The organism is uncultured Exiguobacterium sp. (assembly GCF_964277885.1).
Classification (GTDB): domain Bacteria; phylum Bacillota; class Bacilli; order Exiguobacteriales; family Exiguobacteriaceae; genus Exiguobacterium_A.
In genome coordinates this window covers 698,483-713,771 of record NZ_CAXYJR010000005.1, presented here as the reverse complement: position 1 = coordinate 713,771, position 15,289 = coordinate 698,483, and the positions used below count along the sequence as shown (strand labels likewise).

Genomic DNA, 15,289 nt, shown 5'->3' with positions numbered 1-15,289 from the left:
CTCCTTACGTCATCATGACGCGATGTACAGCATACACGTCAGAGATTTGTTTGATCCGATCAACGACTTTTTGTAAATGGTTGACGTTGTTGATCGCGATCGTCATTGTGATTTTGGCTTGTTTACTGTCATCGCCTTTCCCGCTGACGGCGACGATGTTCGTATTCGTCGCAGATACCGACTGCAGGACATCGTTCAGTAATCCTGCCCGGTCGAATCCGGAGATTTCGATTTCGACGTTGTAACTCTTGACGGCTTTGCCTTCATGTTCCCACTCGACTTCGAGCAAGCGCTCTGGATTTTGTTCATGAATGACGTTCAAACAATCCGTCCGGTGAATCGAGACCCCTCGTCCACGCGTGATATATCCGACGATATCGTCTCCTGGAACCGGATTACAACAACGACTCATGCGAACGAGCATGTTATCGATGCCTTTGACACGAACACCTTCTGGATTTTCCTTCTTCGGACGATCAAACGTCTTCATCTCGCTGATTGCTTCGTTCAGCTCAAGATTTTTGGACTCTTTGTCTTTGCGTAACTTTTCCGTCAATTTGTGCGCGACTTGGGCGGCGGTCAGACCATGATACCCAACGGCAGCATACATATCTTCTTCTTGCGAAAAGTTAAATTTCCGCGTCACATCTGCAAGCGTCTTCTCATTGATGACTTCTTTCGGCTCGAATCCGAGTTTTTTCACTTCCGCTTCGATCAGTTCCCGTCCTTTTGAGACGTTCTCTTCCCGTTGCTGACGTTTGAACCATTGACGGATCTTGTTCTTCGCCTGACTCGATACACAAATCTTGAGCCAGTCCTTACTTGGACCATAACTGTGTTTTGATGTGACGATTTCAATGATGTCACCTGTCTTCAGCTTATAATCAATCGGTACCATCCGTCCGTTGACTTTCGCTCCGATCGTTCGGTGACCGATCTCTGTATGAATCCGGTAGGCATAATCAATCGGAACAGAGCCTTTCGGCAATTCGATGACATCGCCTTTTGGTGTAAAGACGTACAACATGTCACTAAAGAAGTCGACTTTGACCGATTCCATGAATTCTTCAGCATCCGCCGTGTCTTTTTGCAACTCAAGAATTTCACGGAAATGGGCAATTTTATCTTCAAAGCCTGATTTCGCTTCCTGTTCCTTACCTTCTTTATACGCCCAGTGAGCGGCAATCCCGTACTCGGCAATAAAGTGCATGTCCCGTGTCCGAATTTGGACCTCGAGCGGCTCGCCTTTCGGTCCGATGACCGTCGTATGCAGCGATTGATACATGTTCGGCTTCGGCATCGCGATATAATCCTTGAAACGTCCCGGCATCGGCTTATACTGCGTATGAATGATTCCTAGAACGGCATAACAATCTTTAATTGAGTCGACGATGATGCGCACAGCCATCAAATCATAAATTTCACTGAACTCTTTTTTCGAGTTTTGCATCTTGTTGTAAATGGAATAGATATGTTTTGGACGTCCATCGACTTCCGCTGCGATCTGTACATCATCGAGTACTTCATTGACCTCTTCGATGACCGAACTGACGAGCGCTTCTCGTTCCGTCCGTTTTTGTTTCATCATCGAAACGATCCGGTAGTACTGTTGCGGATTGATATAACGCAAACTGATGTCTTCGAGTTCCCACTTGATCGTCGAAATCCCGAGACGATGCGCAAGCGGCGCAAAGATTTCAAGCGTCTCTTCTGCCTTTTGCACCTGCTTTTCCTTGACCATATGTTGCAATGTCCGCATGTTATGCAAACGGTCAGCCAGTTTGATCAAGATGACGCGAATGTCTTCCGCCATCGCGATGAACATCTTCCGGTGGTTCTCAGCCAATTCTTCACGCTTCGATTTATATTTGATTTTCCCGAGTTTTGTCACGCCATCGACAAGCATCGCGACGTCGGGTCCGAATCGTTCCGTTAATTCTTCGAGTGTAATGTCCGTATCTTCGACGACATCATGAAGAAGCGCAGCGACGATCGTCGTTGCATCCAAACCAATATCGACTAAGATACCGGCAACTTGTACCGGATGAATGATGTAGGGTTCCCCTGAACGGCGGAATTGTCCATCATGTTCGTCCTTCGCGAATTGGTAAGCCCGTTCGATGTCTTTGACTTCAGCTTGCGTCATGTATTCCGCACATCGAGCGAGAAGGTCTTCTACATTTACGATTTGTTTGTTTGTCATCCCTTTTCCTCACCCAGTCCCCGGGATCGTCTGCAACGGAATCCCTAATATATAGTTCTTATTATCGTGAAATCTTGAGAAGATGTCAAAATAAAAAGAAATACCCCCTTGGTCATCAAGTACCAAGAGAGTATAGAGGCTTCAGTCTTCGTAGCGAATCAATGAGAGAACGTCGTATCCTTCGAGTTTTTCACGTCCACCAAGACCATCGAGTTCAATCAAGAATCCGATTCCGGCAACCGTTCCGCCTAATTTTTCGATCATTTGGATCGTCGCTTCGATCGTACCACCTGTTGCTAGCAAATCGTCAAGGATGACGACGCGTTGTCCCGGCTTAATCGCATCTTCATGCATCGTCAAGACGTCTTTTCCGTACTCAAGACCATACTCGACACGGACTGTCTCACGCGGTAATTTTCCTTCTTTACGGACAGGTACGAATCCGATTTCCATCGCGTAAGCTGCTGGGCAACCAACGACGAATCCACGTGCTTCCGGACCCGCGATGACATCCGCGCCTTTACTCCGTGCATATTCGACGAGTGCATCGACCGATTGTTTGTACACTGGTCCGTTCTGCATGAGTGATGTGATATCTTTGAAACTGATTCCTTCTTTCGGCCAGTTCTCGACCTCTTTTATATGCTGTTTGAACTCCATGTCTTTTCCTCCTGCTTCGCCGCTTCTACCAAAGTATCAAAACGCTCTTTCAACTGAGCGAGTGACGAATAAATGTATTGTTGCTCGAGCTCTTGACGCGCTTCATGACGCTGGTACGTCGGAGCTTCCGTCAGATCTCGTTTTGCAGCATTTGGGTTCACACCCGGCAGCCCGTCCTCCATTGTAACAAGAAAATCAAGTTCCGAGAATACCGAATGCATAAAGTTAATCGATCGTTTCGTCCATTTTCGCGATTTCGACAAACGTACGAGACCGATCCGGAGCTCGTCTCGTGGACATTTCGCGAAATACTGGAAGTAATGCTTGAAGTCTTCCCGCGACGGAATTGTCTCGAAATAGTATCCTTCATCCTTAAAGGCACAATAAATCCGCTCTGCCTGTCGCACGTATGGATGAAACGCGTCTTCTTCTTCCGGTAGATCAAGGAAAACGATGTTTTGACGGATCGGACCGTTCAACGGACGTTCTGCGTACTTTTCTTTCACCTCATCGGTGAACGCAACGAACGTCGTCGTCTCGTACGGTAAGGCGAACAACTCACTCAAGGGACGTTTACCTCCACGGTAATCGAACACTTGGACGTCTTCGACGGCGACGTCTTGAATCATCAATTGTGGTTTACGGAACCCATTCCATTCATTGATGTTTAGACTGCCCATCAGGTGAATCTCCGATAAGGTCGAGACTTCATCGACAAGATCGCCGAAGCCGAAGCCGATCGCATCGAGTTCCTTTCCGTTGCCTGATAGTAGTGCTTTGACATGCGTCAAATCACGACCGATCCGTTTCATGTCACGGATTTTCGCTTGCTCGATGACGATTCGTGGCGCGGGATTTCCCATTCCAAACGGCGCGAGTCGCTGAATATCTTCAATCAACTGAATCGACACATCACTGACCTGTAGACGTAAATCGACATCAATTGTCGCAATGAAGGCATCATCTGGCAACGTACTTGCTTGTTCATTCAAGCGTTGACGTAACGCCTCGACGTCATCGGAAGAGAGCGTCATACCGGCAGCAGCGGGATGTCCGCCGAAGTGCGGCAAGATATCTTCACATTTCGTCAGTTCAGCGAATAAATCAAAGGCTGGGATTGAACGTCCAGAACCCTTCGCTGTTCCTTTTTCAGCATCATGACACAGCATGATGACAGGGCGATGATATTTTTCAACGAGTCGCGAGGCGACAATCCCGACGACACCTGGATTCCAGTCTGCCGCATCAACGACGAGCACGCGGTCATCTTTAAAACGTTCTTCGACAAGCGCCGTTGCTTCTTCTGCAATCTGCTTGACGATATCTTGACGTTGTTTATTTTGTTGGTCGAGTTGTTTTGCGAGATGAAGTGCCTCATCCTTACTTTCCGCTAGTAACATCTCAAGCGCTGGCATCGCCGAATCAAGCCGACCTGCCGCATTGATCCGCGGACCGAATGCAAATCCGACCGATTCTTCCGTCAGTTCGTCCTCCGTCAAACTACAAACGTCCCGTAATGCAAGGATACCGGGACGTTCACTTGCATTCAGCGCTTCGATGCCACGAATCGCGAGCAAGCGGTTTTCACCGATGAGTGGTACGAGATCGGCAATCGTTCCGAGCACGGCAAGATCGAGTAACTCGACGGGTTCCCGGTCAAGGAGAGCATGAGCGACTTTAAAGGCAACGCCTGCCCCAGCAAGTTTTGAGAACGGATAGTCTGGATCAACACCTGGGTGTATTAAGGCAAAGGCATCAGGTAACGTTTCTTTTGCTTCGTGGTGATCGGTGATGATTAAATCGACCCCGAGTTCTTTCAGGACTTCTGCTTCGTGGATGCCGGAAATCCCACAGTCGACGGTGATGACGAGGCTAAACCCTTCTTCTGCTGCCCAGCGAAAAGCGGCTTCGTTCGGTCCATAGCCTTCCGTGAATCGGTTCGGGATATAGCACTCTGCCATTCCTCCGATTTCAATCAAGGCGTGCCAGAGAATCGCAGCGGAACTCACGCCGTCGACGTCATAGTCACCGTAGATTAAAATCATCTCACCTTCATCAACGGCACGTTGAATCCGTTCGACGACTTTTGGCATATCTTTAAAAGTAAATGGATCATGGAATGTCATTTGATCCGTCTCTAAAAAATCACGGGCGGCTTCACGTGTCGTGAATCCCCGTTGGACAAGTAGTTGTGCGACGTGCGGTGAGATCGTGCCATCCGCCGTCAATTGTTCGATCTGTTCTGAATCGATGACTTTATCAAGCCATGTTTTTTTAGCATGGTACATCTCAACCCCTCCAATCAACTTCCCCATTATAATTGAAAATCCGCACCAGCGATAGCTGATGCGGATACTCTTTTAGGAAGCACGTTTTGTCCGACCAAGTGTCCGACCTTTCATGACGAGCCAGAGCTGCGCGGCGATGAAGATCGAAGAATACATTCCCATGATCAAACCGACAAGCAGGGCGAGACTGAATCCACGGATTGCTTCGCTACCGAAGATGTAGAGTGCCGCTGCTGTCATGATGACCGTGACGACCGTATTGATTGATCGAATGATCGTCTGTTGAATCGATTCATTGACGATGTGTGCCAATTCATCGAACGAGACTTTCCGGCCACCTTTTTCAGCAAGTCCGAGATTTTCTCGTACCCTGTCGAACGTAACGATCGTATCGTTGACCGAGTAACCGATGATCGTCAGAATCGCTGCGATGAAGTACAGATTGACTTCGATCTGGAACAGCGAGAAGAAGGCGATGATCATCAACGCATCGTGCAATAGCGCGAGCACTGTCGCGATTCCGTAGAGCGGTTGGAACCGGAATGAGACGTAGATGACGATTCCGAGTGACGCCAGTAAAACGGCATAAATCGCGTTACGCGCGATTTCTTGACCGACTTGCGCCGAAACTGTCGAGATGCTTGGTTCTTTTTTGTATTTGGCTTCAATCGTTTGTTTCATTTCAGAAATCTGCTGTTGGCTGAATTCCCCAACGAACGTGACGTTCGCTAGTTTTCCACCTTGAGCAAACTGGATGCCGTCGATTTCCTTAGCATCAATACCTGCCTTTTCAATGACAGAGCGGACATCCGCTTCTTTGATTTGATTCGTCGAGGAAATCTCGACGCGTGTTCCTTGCGAAAAGTCAATTCCGAGATTTAGACCACGGAACGACAGCAGGAGCACTGAAATGACGACGAGCGCAATCGTGATCGCAAAGTAGACTTTACGATGTTTGACGTAATCAAATTTCGTAGGATTAAAGCTCACGAATTTCACTCTCCTTTACACCGAACCATGATTTCTTCTTATCGAACCATCGGCTGCTGACGAGGAGCTGCATCAGGTAACGTGAGACGAAGACGTTCGTGACGAACGTGACGGCGATCGAGACCATCAACATGATGGCGAATCCTTTGACCGTACTTGTCCCGAAGTAATACAAGACACCGGCAGAAATCAATGTCGTTAAGTTGGCATCGAGAATCGTACCGAACGAACGACGGTTCCCGGCTTTAAATGCGGATAAGACTGATTTGCCGCTTCGTAATTCATCCTTGATCCGCTCTGCGGTGATGATGTTCGCATCGACCGCCATCCCGACTCCAAGAACGAGTGCCGCGATCCCTGGTAAGGTGAGTACGGCATTGATCCCGTTAAAGAAGATCATGACAAGATAGATATAGAACAACAAGGTGATGATCGAAACAAACCCTGAGAGACGATAGAACAGCAGCATGAACAAGAAGACAGCCGCAACACCGATCGCAGAAGCGAAGAGTGTCTGATCAAGCGCATCCTGTCCAAAAGCAGCAGAGACCGACGTTGAATAGATTTCTTCGAGTTTGACCGGTAACGCACCAGCGTTCAAGATCGAAGATAACTGTTTTCCGTACTCAGCATCGATATCGCCACCGGAAATAATCGCCTTATCCGAGTTGATTGGTTCTCGTACAGATGCATCCGAAACGATTTTCGAATTTTTCTTTTGAATCTCTTTTTCATACGTATCACCCTTCTCATAATCAAGCCAGATGACAAGGCGATTCGCAGGTGCTTGCATTTGTGAAATTTTTTGTGTCACATCATAGAATTTTTGTTTTGATTTGAGCGAAAGTTCTACGAGCGGTTGGTTCGTTTGTGGATCGTAGCCAACCTTTGCCCCTTTGGCTTTTAAATCCGAACCATCTAGAAGCAATTTGTTATTGATGTCACGGAATGACAGTTGAGCTGTTGACGATAAGATTTTCCGAGCATCAGTCTGATCTTTGACGCCAGCAAGTTGAACACGAATCCGGTTATTGCCTTCAATCCGGATATCCGGTTCTGAGACACCGAGAACGTTGACACGGTTCTCGATTGCCGTCAACGTGGCACTCATCGCATTTTGATCGATGACGTCTCCTTCTTTCAGTGGTTGTACTTCATACAAGACTTCGAAGCCACCTTTAAGGTCAAGGCCAAGCTTCGTATCCTTCAACAACCATGACGATGTCGTACCAATCAGTACGAGCAACGCAATGACGACGATGAAGAATGTGGCAAGTTTCCCTTTCTTGATCATGCTACATTGTCCTTTCTCTAGTTCCCAGTATATTTTCAGACAACTTTGTTCTCCTACCCTAGCTTACAAAAGAAATGGTAATCTTAGCAAACGTTTTTCTCATATATAAACAGAAAAGACGCTCCGGAATCCGGAAAGCGTCTATTTGATGCCTTATTCGACCGTTTCGTCGTCCGTGACAGTCGTTGATTTTTTCGTCACTTCTGCCACGGCACTCCGGTTGAAAGTCAATTGTGCATTACCTGACTTCAACGTCACCGTCATGTCGTCAACTTTTTGGACAACCCCGTGAAGACCACCGATCGTTACGATCGAGTCGCCGCGTGAGAGTTCATTTTGCATCTGACGCACTTGCTTCTGGCGTTTGTTCTGTGGACGGATCAACAAGAAATAGAACACCACGAAGATCAAGATCATCGGGAGGAATGCAAAGATACCACTTCCCATTTGTATCAACTCCTTTATCATTCAAATCACGTTCATTATACCGTGAAAGAATTAATTTGTCAGACCATTTATCAGAAATTCTTTGCATTCGGCAAATTATAGCCGTATTCTTCGAAAAATTCTTCTTTGAAATCAAGCAGACGATCCTCACGAATCGCTTGACGAACGCCTTCCATCAATTTGACGAGGAAGTGAAGATTGTGTGTCGAACAAAGATGCAGACCGAACGTTTCTTGCGCACGAATCAAATGATGGATGTACGAACGTGAGTAATTCTTACACGCGTAGCAATCACATTTCTCGTCGAGCGGACGGAAATCACGTGCATATTTCGCGTTCCGGACGACGAGACGACCTTGTGATGTCATCAACGTTCCGTTACGTGCGATCCGTGTCGGCAAGACACAGTCGAACATATCGATTCCACGAATCGCGCCTTCAATCAACGCATCCGGCGAACCGACGCCCATGAGGTAACGTGGCTTGTCTTCCGGCATGAGTGGTGTCGTGAATTCGAGTGCACGGTACATGACGTCTTTTGGCTCTCCGACTGATAGACCACCGACCGCATAACCCGGGAAATCAAGCGCAACGAGGTCTTTTGCACTTTGACGACGTAAGTCTTCATATTCTCCACCTTGGATGATTCCAAAGAGTGCTTGATCTTGCGGACGTTCATGCGCTGCAAGACAACGTTCTGCCCAGCGGCTAGTCCGTTCGACGGATGCTTTCATGTACTCGTGAGAAGCTGGGTAAGGTGGGCACTCGTCAAACGCCATCATGATATCTGAACCAAGTGCATTCTGGATTTCCATTGCTTTTTCCGGTGATAAGAACAATTTATCCCCGTTCAAGTGGTTACGGAAATGAACCCCTTCTTCTGAGATGTTCCGGAGGTCAGCAAGTGAAAAGACTTGGAAACCACCTGAGTCCGTAAGAATCGCGCCATCCCAGTTCATGAACTTATGCAGACCGCCCGCTTCCTTGATGACATCATGTCCTGGGCGCACCCATAAGTGGTACGTGTTCGCGAGGATGATGTTCGCATTCATGTCCTTGATTTGTTCCGGTGCCATCGTCTTGACTGTCGCTTGTGTTCCAACCGGCATGAAGACCGGTGTCTCGAAACTACCGTGCGGCGTGTGGACGATTCCTAACCGCGCTCCGGATTGTTTACATGTCTTGATATGTTCGTATGTTACCGCGTGTTTTGTCATTAGTTTCGTTCCTCTCTCGTTAAGAACATCGCATCACCGAAGCTAAAGAAACGATAGCCGTTTGCAACTGCTTCTTCATAGGCATGCAGAATGTGTTCCCGTGTCGATAACGCGGACACGAGCATGATCAATGTTGATTTTGGTAAGTGGAAGTTCGTGATCAATCCATCGATCCCTTTGACTTCCTGACCTGGGAAAATAAAAATGTCCGTCCAGCCCGTTGCTTCGACGAAGTCGCCATGGTCGCGAATGACCGTCTCAAGCGTCCGCGTCGACGTCGTTCCGACCGCGATGATCCGTCCGCCTTGTTTCCGTGTTTCGCGTAGCAAAGCAGCTGAACTTTCCGGCAGTTCGTAGTACTCACTGTGCATCTTGTGACTATCGACGTCGTCGACCGAGACAGGACGGAATGTGCCGAGTCCTACGTGTAACGTCAACGGTGCGATCCGGACACCTTTCGCTTTAAGCGCTTCAAGCAACTCGGGTGTAAAGTGAAGACCAGCCGTCGGTGCTGCCGCACTTCCGCGTTCCCGAGCATACACCGTCTGATAACGATCTTGATCCTCGAGTTGTTCATGAATGTACGGCGGTAGTGGCATTGTTCCTAGTTGGTCGAGCACTTCATAAAAAATGCCGTCATAGAAAAACTTCAGGATGCGTCCTCCGTCTTCAAGTGCTTCGACACACTCAGCACGAAGTAATCCGTCACCAAACGACAAAATCGTTCCTGGTTTGACGCGTTTTGCCGGTTTCGCCAGTGTTTCCCACACATCGTCACTCGTTTGCTTCAAGAGTAACAATTCGATCTTCCCACCTGTCTCTTCCTTCACACCAAAGAGACGTGCTGGTAAAACTTTCGTATCGTTGATGACGAGTGTATCACCTTCGCGGAAGTGATCGACGATATCATGGAAGTGTTGATGCTGAATCGCACCCGTCTCCCGATCGAGGACCATCAATTTCGAACTCGTCCGGTCGAGCAATGGCACTTGGGCAATTTGTTCTTCTGGTAAATGAAAATCAAATAAGTTTACATCCATTGGTTCAATTTCCTTCTTTCAGTCCTAAATGTTGGCGGGCGAACGGTGTTAAGACACGTCCGCGCGGAGTACGTTGTAAAAAGCCTTGTTGCAGTAGATATGGTTCATATACATCCTCAATCGTCTGCGCATCTTCCCCGATCGTCGCTGCGATCGTCTCAAGACCGACCGGACCACCGGCAAACCGTTCTGCAAGCGATCGTAGTAAACGATGGTCGACATCGTCGAGCCCAAGCGCATCGACATGCAAACGATCAAGTGCACTTGTCGCGAGCACGGCATCGATCTCGGTTTGATGGGCGACTTGAGCGAAATCACGGACACGCCGTAACAACCGATTCGCGACACGTGGTGTTCCACGTGAACGAAGCGCGATGGCTTCTGCAGCCAGACGATCCGCTTCGAATCCGAACAATCGTGAAGTTCGGGTCACGATGGCAGACAACTCTGACATCGTATAATATTCAAGCTTCAGCGTCACGCCAAAACGATCGCGGAGCGGTGCCGATAACATCCCCGCACGCGTCGTTGCACCAACGAGCGTAAACGGTGGTAAATCAATTCGGACGCTGCGGGCGAGTTCACCTTGACCGATGACGATATCGAGACAATAATCCTCCATTGCTGGATACAGAATCTCTTCGATCGATCGACTCAATCGATGAATCTCGTCGATGAACAGTACATCGCCCGGTTCAAGCGATGATAGGATCGCCGCTAGATCACCCGGTCGTTCAATTGCAGGACCGGCTGTCGTCTTGATGCCGACCCCCATCTCGTTCGCAATGATCGTCGCAAGCGTCGTCTTCCCAAGACCCGGAGGACCGTAGAGAAGCACGTGATCGAGTGTTTCCTGACGAATTTTTGCCGCCTCGATGAAGACACTTAAGTTTCCTTTTGCTTTCTCCTGCCCGATGTATTGCTCGAGCGTCTGAGGACGCAGACTCCACTCTTCTTGATCTTCCGCATGGGCGGATTCTGACAAAATGCGCTCTTCCATGTCCTCACCTCACATTCAATAACAACTGGAGTGCCCGTTTGACATATTGATCCGTCGACAGGACTTCTGCCTGCAACGTTTTTTTGACTTTCTCGACTTCTCGGTCACTGTAACCAAGCGCCGTCAAGGCTTCACAAGCTTCATTCAGCTCAGCATTGCCTTGTGCGAACAAGCCTTCGCTCGGTACGTAATCCGGTGCGAGCTCGGCTAACTTTCCTTTTAGGTCGAGCGTCATTTGCTTCGCTGTTTTCTTGCCGACCCCCGGGAACTTGACGAGATAACTTTCCTTCTCTTGTTCAATTGCTTCAACGAGCGCATCGACATTCCCTGACGCGACGATCGCGAGCGCTCCTTTTGGTCCGATTCCTGTGACACCGAGCAACTTCGTGAACAAGGCACGCTCACGACGGGAACGGAATCCAAATAAGACTTCTTGGTCCTCACGGACATAATGATACGTATATACGATGATCTGTTCGTCTCCGGTCCGATAAAAAAACGGGTTCGGTGCTACGATTTTGTAGCCAATCCCGCCAACTTCTACCGTCACGAATTCCGCACAGACATAAGCGACTTCGCCGCGTACGAATTCTATCAATGTGGAACGCTCCCATCCTTAAACAAACTCTCGTGTTATTGTAGCATACATCTTCGTTTGGCTTCAAAGCGTTCTTCAGCAAAAATCAATACATACGTTCGCTCTCTCAAACAGAAGACAAAAAGCGTGATCGTTCACACGACCACGCTCCTATCCTCTATTTTACGAACGCGCAAGCATCCGTTCGAGTGCCAATACGGCATGCCGTGTCGTCTCTGCGTCGACTTTAATGATGTTGACAGGCTCACCAGCTTCGACTTGTTCGAGCGCCCACGCTAAGTGCGGTAAGTCAATTCGGTTCATCGTCAAACACGGACACATGAACGGATTGAGCGATACGATATCGAGTTCCGGATGCGTCGTCGCGAGTCGATTGACGAGATTCATCTCTGTTCCGATCGCCCACTTCGTTCCGGGAGCAGCCTGTTCGATTTGTTGAATGATGTACGCCGTTGATCCGTTGAGATCAGACGCTGTCACGACCTCGTGCGAACATTCCGGGTGAACGAGAATCTTTCGCTCCGGATCCGTCTTGCGGAACTGATCAATCTGACCGACCGTGAATTTCTCATGGACCGAGCAGTGTCCTTTCCACAAGATGACGCGGACGTCCTGGTCCTCCCCATCAAAAACGAGTTCGTCCTTAATCGGATCCCAAATCGCCATCTGTTCTAACGGAATTCCGAGTGCGTGCGCCGTATTGCGACCGAGGTGTTGATCCGGCAGGAAGAATAAGATGTCGCGTTCAGCAAGCGCCCACTCGACCATCTGGACAGCATTTGACGACGTCACCGTCGCCCCACCATGACGACCAACGAACGCTTTGATGGCTGCCGTCGAATTGACATACGTCAACGGTAAGATCGACTCCCCGAACCGTTCCGTCAAGATCGTAAAAGCACGCTCCGTTTGCGTATCGTTCGCCATATCCGCCATCGAACAACCAGCACGCATGTCAGGCAAAACGACCGTATGTGACGCATCGGTCAACATGTCTGCCGTCTCTGCCATGAAGTGGACACCACAAAAGACTGTATATTCGGCTTCTGTCATCTGCTTCGCGACTTGCGCGAGCTGGAGCGAATCTCCCGTCGCATCCGCGAACTGGACGACTTCATCCTTTTGGTAGTGGTGGGCAGGTAAGAACAAGCGACTGCCCATCCGTGCTTTGACCCCTTCAATGATCGCGATCAAGTCTGCTTCTGTTTGCTGTAAGTATGACGTCGGAATTCCTTCGTGACGTAATAGATCAAATGACATCTTTTTTTCCTCCTTCGATTTTCATGCTGATATCAAGTGCTGTTGCTGAATGGGTGAGTGCCCCGAGTGAGATGACGTCTGCTCCGCTATCCGCGAAGTCCGATAATGTGTCTAGCGTAATCCCACCGGATAGTTCGACCGTGATATGCGGTGGAATCAATTGCCGGAGTTGTTTGATTTCTGCTGGCGTCCGATTATCGAGCATGATGATATCGACTTCTGCAGCCACTGCCTCAAGCACTTCCGCTTCCGTCTCGACTTCAACTTCGATTGGTGTCGTATGTCCCGCGACACGTTTTGCTCGCGCCACCGCCTCTGTGATCGATCCCGCGACTGTGATGTGGTTGTCCTTGATCATGACCGCGTCATCGAGACGTCCGCGATGACTATAGCCACCCCCGACGCGAACGGCATGTTTTTCGAGCATTCGTAATCCAGGGGTCGTCTTTCGTGTATCCGTGATTCGGATTCGTCCTGCTGCTACCTCGACCGCTTGACGAGTTTTTGTCGCGATCCCGGATAAGCGTTGCACTAGGTTCAAGGCGACCCGTTCTCCGCTTAAGATGTCCTGTAACGAACCAGACCACTCGGCAAGGAGTGTTCCTCGCGTGACGATCGTCCCTTCCGCTACATGAATCGTCACGTCGACTTGTAAGAGATGTGCCATCTCCCGAATGATGTCGACACCGCAAAAGACACCGTCTTCCTTTGCTAGAAAACGACCGGTCCCGCGTTCTTGTCCCGTCAGACATCCTTCACTCGTGATATCCCACTGTCCGATATCCTCGATTAAAAATGCCTCCAGTTGTTGCCGTAACTGCCACTTGTTCAACGTTCTCATCCTCTCCTGTCAACCGACTTCGCGCCCCTTCAAGCAACAGACATGCCGTTACGTGACGTAATCGATTCTCTTCCGCTTCCTGTCCGGATTCGTCTAATGTCCAGCTTTTTAACTCTTCTAAACTATCTTCTATTTGCTTAACATCCATTTCAACACCAATGACCTGCGATAGATGGTCTGTTACGGAACGAAGTGTTCCCGGACGTCGTTTCACTTGTTTGACTGAAAGTTCCGGTAACAGCTTAAGCTGTTCTGCTACTGCTTTCCCCATGACGACGCATTCAAGGAGCGAGTTCGACGCCAGACGATTTCGACCGTGTAGTCCAATCGATGCTGTCTCGCCGACCGCGTATAGTCCTTCGACATGCGTCTGTCCCGTTAGATTCGTTTCGATTCCGCCCATTAAGAAATGGATGCCTGGTGTGATTTCAACGAGATCTGGATTTATGTTCAGTTTTTCACATTTTTCAACAAACGTTGGAAATCGTTTCGTCCGGTCGACGACGTTTGATGTATCGAGATAGACCGGTTCACGTTTTCGCACCTCATGGATTCGTTTTGCGACTTCATCTCGCGCTGCTAAATCTTGCATCGGATGATCCGCCATGATTCGGTCGCCATTTTTCGTTACAAGCGTTGCTCCCGCACCACGTAATGCTTCCGTGATCAAACCTTCCGAACGACCTGCATGAACGAGTACCGTCGGATGATGCTGGATATAACCAAGATCACGAATCGTCGCCCCCGCTTCAAAGGCGAGCGCAATCCCGTCTCCTTGAATCAAAGGGTCATTCGTCGACGCCGCGAATAATCCGCCCACTCCACCGGTCGCGAGAATCGTCGCGCGCGCCACAATCTCGATCGGCTCTCCCTCGTTATATCCGACTGCACCTACTACCTGCCCGTTGACTTGAATCAACTCCGTGATACACGTCTGCTCAAGAATCGGAAATGGTACTCGCGGCACCAACGTCTCCATGATCCGTTTACCAGTCTCGTCCCCGCCAGAGTGATAAATCCGCGGCAAACGATGTGCTCCTTCACGACCGAGCAAAAACTCTCCCTCGGATTGATCGAATGGAACGCCTTGTCGTAACAAGAATTCCATCGCCTCGGTTCCCGATCGGGTGACGTAATCGACGACGGACGGATTGATACGCCCTTTTGCTGCTTGGCATGTATCTTCAAAGTGACCACGATGATCGACTTCTGCATAAGCGGAAGCAATCCCACCTTGTGCTCGAACAGAATTTGTCTCAAACCGCGTACCTTTTGTGACAAGCAACGCTTCCGTTCCGGATGGAAGATGCAGAGCGACCGATATTGCGGCGAGCCCTGTTCCAATGATCAACACATCCGTCTCAAGTCTTTTATGTAAAGACATATGTTTTACACCTCTATATCTAAATGTTTACTATTGACTTGACAATAAGTTTGGCATACTTTTAGCT

General features: G+C 49.0%; 11 protein-coding genes and 1 pseudogene. All 12 read right to left on the bottom strand.

Annotated elements, in window-relative coordinates:
* Window positions 1-4: 4 nt before the first annotated feature.
* The 12 genes and pseudogenes from ACHWTJ_RS05240 to ACHWTJ_RS05185 all read right to left on the bottom strand — a co-directional run bounded on the left by ACHWTJ_RS05240 (window position 5) and on the right by ACHWTJ_RS05185 (window position 15,222).
* Window positions 5-2,203: a bifunctional (p)ppGpp synthetase/guanosine-3',5'-bis(diphosphate) 3'-pyrophosphohydrolase gene (locus tag ACHWTJ_RS05240; RefSeq protein ID WP_294740559.1), complete on the bottom strand. Its 2,199-nt coding sequence runs from the start codon at window positions 2,201-2,203 to the stop codon at window positions 5-7.
* Window positions 2,204-2,344: 141 nt separating this feature from the next.
* The gene (locus ACHWTJ_RS05235) at window positions 2,345-2,863 is read right to left on the bottom strand and encodes an adenine phosphoribosyltransferase (RefSeq protein ID WP_294740558.1); all 519 of its coding nucleotides are present in this window, start codon (window positions 2,861-2,863) and stop codon (window positions 2,345-2,347) included.
* Window positions 2,842-5,151 carry a single-stranded-DNA-specific exonuclease RecJ gene (recJ, locus tag ACHWTJ_RS05230; protein ID WP_294745419.1) on the bottom strand — a complete coding sequence of 770 codons (2,310 nt, stop codon included), beginning with the start codon at window positions 5,149-5,151 and terminating at the stop codon, window positions 2,842-2,844. Before recJ ends, ACHWTJ_RS05235 begins: the two co-directional genes overlap by 22 nt.
* A gap of 72 nt (window positions 5,152-5,223) precedes the next feature.
* Window positions 5,224-7,432: pseudogene (secD, locus tag ACHWTJ_RS05225) on the bottom strand (protein translocase subunit SecD).
* A gap of 156 nt (window positions 7,433-7,588) precedes the next feature.
* Window positions 7,589-7,882 (bottom strand): preprotein translocase subunit YajC, encoded by a 294-nt coding sequence (yajC, locus tag ACHWTJ_RS05220; protein ID WP_294740554.1) that lies wholly within the window; start codon window positions 7,880-7,882, stop codon window positions 7,589-7,591.
* Between the two features lie 71 nt (window positions 7,883-7,953).
* Window positions 7,954-9,099, bottom strand: coding sequence for a tRNA guanosine(34) transglycosylase Tgt (tgt, locus tag ACHWTJ_RS05215; protein ID WP_035406513.1), 1,146 nt, complete (start codon window positions 9,097-9,099; stop codon window positions 7,954-7,956).
* On the bottom strand, window positions 9,099-10,139 hold the full coding sequence (queA, locus tag ACHWTJ_RS05210; protein WP_023468934.1) for a tRNA preQ1(34) S-adenosylmethionine ribosyltransferase-isomerase QueA: 1,041 nt from the start codon (window positions 10,137-10,139) through the stop codon (window positions 9,099-9,101). The genes tgt and queA overlap by 1 nt, the downstream gene beginning before the upstream one ends.
* Before the next feature lie 4 nt (window positions 10,140-10,143).
* Window positions 10,144-11,139, bottom strand: a complete 996-nt coding sequence (ruvB, locus tag ACHWTJ_RS05205) for a Holliday junction branch migration DNA helicase RuvB (RefSeq protein WP_023468935.1) — start codon at window positions 11,137-11,139, stop codon at window positions 10,144-10,146.
* Window positions 11,140-11,143: 4 nt separating this feature from the next.
* Window positions 11,144-11,737, bottom strand: a complete 594-nt coding sequence (gene ruvA / locus ACHWTJ_RS05200) for a Holliday junction branch migration protein RuvA (RefSeq protein WP_394679230.1) — start codon at window positions 11,735-11,737, stop codon at window positions 11,144-11,146.
* A 162-nt stretch (window positions 11,738-11,899) separates the two neighbouring features.
* The gene (gene nadA / locus ACHWTJ_RS05195; RefSeq protein ID WP_394679229.1) at window positions 11,900-12,997 is read right to left on the bottom strand and encodes a quinolinate synthase NadA; all 1,098 of its coding nucleotides are present in this window, start codon (window positions 12,995-12,997) and stop codon (window positions 11,900-11,902) included.
* Window positions 12,987-13,829 carry a carboxylating nicotinate-nucleotide diphosphorylase gene (gene nadC / locus ACHWTJ_RS05190; RefSeq protein ID WP_394679228.1) on the bottom strand — a complete coding sequence of 281 codons (843 nt, stop codon included), beginning with the start codon at window positions 13,827-13,829 and terminating at the stop codon, window positions 12,987-12,989. The genes nadA and nadC overlap by 11 nt, the downstream gene beginning before the upstream one ends.
* The gene (locus tag ACHWTJ_RS05185; RefSeq protein WP_394679227.1) at window positions 13,753-15,222 is read right to left on the bottom strand and encodes an L-aspartate oxidase; all 1,470 of its coding nucleotides are present in this window, start codon (window positions 15,220-15,222) and stop codon (window positions 13,753-13,755) included. The genes nadC and ACHWTJ_RS05185 overlap by 77 nt, the downstream gene beginning before the upstream one ends.
* Window positions 15,223-15,289 lie beyond the last annotated feature (67 nt).

What these genes read in the sequence shown, in the direction of transcription:
- ACHWTJ_RS05240 (WP_294740559.1), bottom strand. Translation starts at nt 2,203, where the DNA reads ATGACAAACAAACAAATCGTAAATGTAGAAGACCTTCTCGCTCGATGT.
- ACHWTJ_RS05235 (WP_294740558.1), bottom strand. Translation starts at nt 2,863, where the DNA reads ATGGAGTTCAAACAGCATATAAAAGAGGTCGAGAACTGGCCGAAAGAA.
- recJ (WP_294745419.1), bottom strand. Translation starts at nt 5,151, where the DNA reads ATGTACCATGCTAAAAAAACATGGCTTGATAAAGTCATCGATTCAGAA.
- yajC (WP_294740554.1), bottom strand. Translation starts at nt 7,882, where the DNA reads ATGGGAAGTGGTATCTTTGCATTCCTCCCGATGATCTTGATCTTCGTG.
- tgt (WP_035406513.1), bottom strand. Translation starts at nt 9,099, where the DNA reads ATGACAAAACACGCGGTAACATACGAACATATCAAGACATGTAAACAA.
- queA (WP_023468934.1), bottom strand. Translation starts at nt 10,139, where the DNA reads ATGGATGTAAACTTATTTGATTTTCATTTACCAGAAGAACAAATTGCC.
- ruvB (WP_023468935.1), bottom strand. Translation starts at nt 11,139, where the DNA reads ATGGAAGAGCGCATTTTGTCAGAATCCGCCCATGCGGAAGATCAAGAA.
- nadA (WP_394679229.1), bottom strand. Translation starts at nt 12,997, where the DNA reads ATGTCATTTGATCTATTACGTCACGAAGGAATTCCGACGTCATACTTA.
- ACHWTJ_RS05185 (WP_394679227.1), bottom strand. Translation starts at nt 15,222, where the DNA reads ATGTCTTTACATAAAAGACTTGAGACGGATGTGTTGATCATTGGAACA.